This is a genomic window from Nonomuraea aridisoli, from assembly GCF_003236395.1.
In the GTDB taxonomy this organism is placed as follows: Bacteria; Actinomycetota; Actinomycetes; order Streptosporangiales; family Streptosporangiaceae; genus Nonomuraea; species Nonomuraea aridisoli.
The window spans coordinates 1-3,601 of sequence record NZ_POUD01000471.1; the positions used below are offsets into that span (position 1 = coordinate 1).

Sequence of the window (3,601 nt, forward strand, 5' to 3'; positions counted from 1 at the left end):
AGATGGGTATAAGAGACAGCCTCAGCCCCTCCCGTTAGACCAGCGGAACAAGACACCGCCCCTCGACGACCCCCGACGAGGAAAGCACCACGAGGGCCCACCACCTCCTCAACTTCCAGAGACGGCACCCACCCCGCCACCTCCTCGACCCGCGGGGACGGCGACCAACTGCGGCGACCAGGGATGAGTCAGTCGGTGTGCTGGGCGGTGAGGAGACGGCGGAGTGCGGCGGGGGTGTGGCCGCAGTGGCGGCGGATCGTGCGGGTCAGGTGGGCCTGGTCGGCGAAGCCGAGGTCGGCGGCGAGCGTGGCGAGGCTCGGCTCGCCGTGCTCCAGCCGGTCGAGCGCGCGGCCGACCCGCACCCTGTTGCGGTAGTGGGTGAGGGAGACGCCCACTTCGCGGGTGAACGCCCGGCTGAGCCGGTACGGCGACACCCCGAGGAACTCCGCCAGCGACACCAGCCCCGCGGCCTCGGGGACGTCGGCGGAGATGGCCTCACGCGCGGCATCGACCACCGCCGCCGCGCTCGTCCGCGCCCTGGCCGGGCCGCCCGCGGATCGCGGGCCTCCGGCCGGGCCGCCCGTGGCGGCGCCGACCAGCGGCAACATCGCCTCGACGACCTCGAACGCCGTGTCACCGTCGCGCGCGGCCCGCAGCAGGCGGCGGTGGAGGAGGTCGAGCCGCGCGTCGACGTAGAACGCGAGATCGGCCGACCGGCCCGGCCCGTGGCCGATGATCGCCCGCCACAACCCGGGAGCCAGCGTCAACGCCGTGCACACGTCGCCACCGGCCGGATGGGCGAAGCGTTCCTCGACCCCCGGCACGGCGAGGTAGGCCATCGTCGGGTCGGCAACGGCATGCCGACCGTCGGCCATGCGCCGGAACGTCCCCCGCCGCACCAGCACCACCCGGTAGTGGTTCTCCACCTCGGCGGACGACCACCCCCGGTGGTCGTCGAGGCAGGTCACGGTGTCGACCCGGAACCCGGAACCCCGGGCCACGGATGTGGAGCAACGCATCCGCCGGACGCTACACCGCGCCTGCGACAATCCCGCCCGCCGCGGACGAGCGCAAGGATGTTCAAGAACCGGAGGGGCGCTCACCGGCAGGGTGAAGGCATGACAACGACCTTCGCCTCTCTTGTGATCGACTGCGCCGAGCCCACCACGCTGGCCGGCTTCTACGCCAGGCTGACCGGATGGCGGGCCACCGGCGACGACGGGTACGCCGCCCTGGAAGGCGGGCCGGTCACCATCGGTTTCCAGCGGATCGACGGCTACCGCGGCCCCGGCTGGCCGGCCGACGGCAAGCACGCGCACCTCTACTTCACGGTGCCCGACGTCGAGACCGCGGTGAAGGAACTGGTGGCCCTCGGCGCGACCGTCCCGGACTTCCAGCCTGGCGGCGGTGACTGGACGGTGGTCCTCGACCCCGAGGGCCACCCGTTCTGCCTCATGGCCGCGTCCTAGACCAGCCCGGAGAAGAACGCCCTGACGTCGCCGGCCAGCGACGCCGGGGCCTGGAGGGCGGCGTAGTGGCCGCCCTCCCGGAACTCCGACCAGTGCACGACGTGGTGCACCTGCTCGGCGTAGCGCCGCACCGTGGTGTCGCCGGGGAAGACCGCGAACCCGGTCGGCGTCGGGTCGGGCTCGGCCGGGGGAGCCCAGTCGGGGCCGCTCTCCTTGTACAGACGGCCGGACGAGCCCGCCGTGCCGGTGAACCACAGGATCGACACGTTCGTCAGCACGTCGTCGGGGGAGACGCCCTTGACGTCCTCGCCCCAGGAGGCGAACGCGTCCAGGTGCCAGGCGAGCTGCCCGGCCGGCGAGTCGGCCAGGGCGTAGGCCAGGGTCTGCGGCCTGGTGCCCTGGATCACCGCGTACCCGGAGACCTCCTGCCACTCCGCCACGCCGGCGGCGCGCGCCTTCTCCTCCTCCGTCAGCCCGGACAGGTCGTCGGTGGGGAAGGCCGTGACGGAGGCGTTCAGGTGGACCCCTGCCACCCGGCCGGGGGCCTGCCGGGCGGCCGCGGCCGAGATGAGCGAGCCGAAGTCGCCGCCCTGCACGCCGAACCGCTCGTAGCCGAGCCTGCTCATCAGCTCCGCCCACGCGGCGGCGACCCGGCGCACGCCCCAGCCCGGCTCCCGCGTCGGCCCCGAGAACGCGAAGCCCGGGATGGACGGGATCACCACGTGGAAGTCGCGCGCGAGCTCCCCGGCCACGTACGAGAAGTCCGCGAACGTGCTCGGCCAGCCGTGCGTCAGCAGCAGCGGCAGCGCGTCCGGCCGCGCCGAGCGCACGTGCGCGAAGTGCACCCGCTGCCCGTCGATCACGGTCGTGTACTGCGGCAGCCGGTTCAGCCGCGCCTCGTGCGCGCGCCAGGAGTACCCGTCCCTCCAGTAGGCGGCCAGCTCCTGCACCACCTCCAGCGGCACCCCGTACGACCAGCCGGCTCCCTCCAGCTCGTCGGGCCAGCGGGTGCGGGCCAGGCGGTCCCGCAGGTCGTCCAGCTGCTCCTGCGGTATGTCGATGACGAATGGGTCGATGTCCTTCATGCCGGGCACGCTAGGGAGCCATGCGGTCAGATTCGGGCCACAATGGGACGATGCTCGACACCTCGGCGCGGCTCCTGCGCCTGCTGTCCCTCCTGCAGAGCCGGCGCGACTGGCCCGGCGCCGACCTCGCCGAGCGGCTCGGCATCGGCCACCGAACCGTCCGCCGCGACATCGAACGGCTGCGCGCCCTCGGCTACCCCGTGCACTCCACGCCCGGCGTCGCGGGCGGCTACCGGCTCGGCGCGGGCGCCCAGCTGCCGCCGCTGCTGCTGGACGACGAGGAGGCCGTGGCGGTCGCGGTCGGCCTGCGCACCGCCGCGGGCGGCACCGTCACCGGCATCGAGGAGACGTCGCTGCGCGCGCTCGCCAAGCTCGAACAGGTGCTGCCCGACCGGCTGCGCCGGCGCGTCAACACGCTGCAGACCCACACCGTGCGCGTCAACCGCGACGGCCCCACCGTGGACGCCGACGTGCTGAGCCGGGTGGCCGCCGCCTGCCGTGACCACGAGCAGCTGCGCTTCGACTACACCGGCCAGAACGGCGAGCCCGCGCTCAGGAAGGCGGAGCCGTACAGCCTCGTGACCAAGGGCAACCGCTGGTACCTCGTCGCCTGGGACACCGACCGCAGCGACTGGCGCACCTTCCGCGCCGACCGGATCAGGCTGCGCACCCCCAACGGCCCCCGTTTCACCCCGCGCGAGCCGCCCGCGCCCGACCTGGCCGCCTGGCTGCAGCACCGCCTGGCCCACGAGATGTGGCCGATCGAGGGCCGCTTCCTGCTGCACGCCCCCGCCGAACGGGTCGCCGGCCGCACGAGCGGCACGGTGGAACCGGCCGGCGACGACCGGTGCGTGCTCACGCTGCGCGGCGACGACCTGCGCCTCATGGCCGTGGTCGTGGCCTTCCTCGACGTCGGCTTCGAGGTGCTCGACCCGCCCGAGCTGAGGGAGCACGTGCACGCGCTCGGCCGCCGGCTGCTCTCGTCCTGAGCGATCGTCTAGAATCTCATTCTGTGTCGTCGTCAGCGTTCTTCACGCAGAAGGGGGA

At 73.5% G+C, this 3,601-nt stretch carries 4 protein-coding genes; 2 read left to right on the forward strand and 2 right to left on the reverse strand.

Annotation, left to right across the window (positions count from 1 at the left end; genetic code table 11):
• Positions 1–188: 188 nt before the first annotated feature.
• Positions 189–1,019, reverse strand: a complete 831-nt coding sequence (locus C1J01_RS46945) for a helix-turn-helix domain-containing protein (RefSeq protein WP_111185513.1) — start codon at positions 1,017–1,019, stop codon at positions 189–191.
• A gap of 99 nt (positions 1,020–1,118) precedes the next feature.
• Between C1J01_RS46945 and C1J01_RS46950 the strand changes: the two genes are divergently transcribed.
• On the forward strand, positions 1,119–1,469 hold the full coding sequence (locus C1J01_RS46950; RefSeq protein WP_111185515.1) for a VOC family protein: 351 nt from the start codon (positions 1,119–1,121) through the stop codon (positions 1,467–1,469).
• Here C1J01_RS46950 and C1J01_RS46955 read toward each other — a convergent pair.
• The gene (locus C1J01_RS46955) at positions 1,466–2,554 is read right to left on the reverse strand and encodes an epoxide hydrolase family protein (RefSeq protein WP_111185517.1); all 1,089 of its coding nucleotides are present in this window, start codon (positions 2,552–2,554) and stop codon (positions 1,466–1,468) included. The genes C1J01_RS46950 and C1J01_RS46955 overlap by 4 nt on opposite strands.
• 50 nt (positions 2,555–2,604) lie before the next feature.
• On the opposite strand from C1J01_RS46955, the gene C1J01_RS46960 reads away from it, so the two are divergent.
• Complete coding sequence (locus tag C1J01_RS46960; RefSeq protein WP_111185519.1) at positions 2,605–3,543, forward strand: helix-turn-helix transcriptional regulator; 939 nt, start codon at positions 2,605–2,607, stop codon at positions 3,541–3,543.
• Positions 3,544–3,601 lie beyond the last annotated feature (58 nt).

Excerpts from the sequence above, each read along its gene's own strand:
- C1J01_RS46945 (WP_111185513.1), bottom strand. The coding sequence starts at position 1,019 with ATGCGTTGCTCCACATCCGTGGCCCGGGGTTCCGGGTTCCGGGTCGAC.
- C1J01_RS46950 (WP_111185515.1), top strand. The coding sequence starts at position 1,119 with ATGACAACGACCTTCGCCTCTCTTGTGATCGACTGCGCCGAGCCCACC.
- C1J01_RS46955 (WP_111185517.1), bottom strand. The coding sequence starts at position 2,554 with ATGAAGGACATCGACCCATTCGTCATCGACATACCGCAGGAGCAGCTG.
- C1J01_RS46960 (WP_111185519.1), top strand. The coding sequence starts at position 2,605 with ATGCTCGACACCTCGGCGCGGCTCCTGCGCCTGCTGTCCCTCCTGCAG.